The sequence below is a fragment of the Citrobacter sp. TBCS-14 genome (assembly GCF_005280805.1).
Taxonomy (GTDB): domain Bacteria; phylum Pseudomonadota; class Gammaproteobacteria; order Enterobacterales; family Enterobacteriaceae; genus Citrobacter; species Citrobacter gillenii.
This window is the reverse complement of record NZ_SZWM01000958.1, coordinates 1-233: the sequence shown is the minus strand read 5'-3', so window position 1 is coordinate 233 and position 233 is coordinate 1. Positions and strand designations below refer to the sequence as shown.

Annotated in this window: 1 protein-coding gene; it reads right to left on the bottom strand. The window is 56.7% G+C overall.

The genetic code is table 11. The features are described from left to right. Positions 1–233, bottom strand: a 233-nt coding sequence (locus tag FDX22_RS22255; protein WP_186805435.1) for a hypothetical protein, incomplete at both ends; no start/stop codon positions are given.

The following is a 233-nucleotide window of genomic DNA, read 5'->3' as shown; positions in this document are numbered from 1 at the left end:
TTTTACCTACCCCCGGCGGCCCAACCAGACACAGGATCGGCCCCTTGATTTTGTTCACACGGCTTTGGACCGCGAGATACTCAAGGATACGGTCTTTGACGCGTTCCAGACCGTAATGGTCGGTATCGAGGATTTCCTGCGCCTGACGCAGGTCTTTTTTGACCTTGCTACGCGCATTCCACGGCACCTGTACCATCCAGTCGATGTAGCCACGCACGACCGTCGCTTCTGCC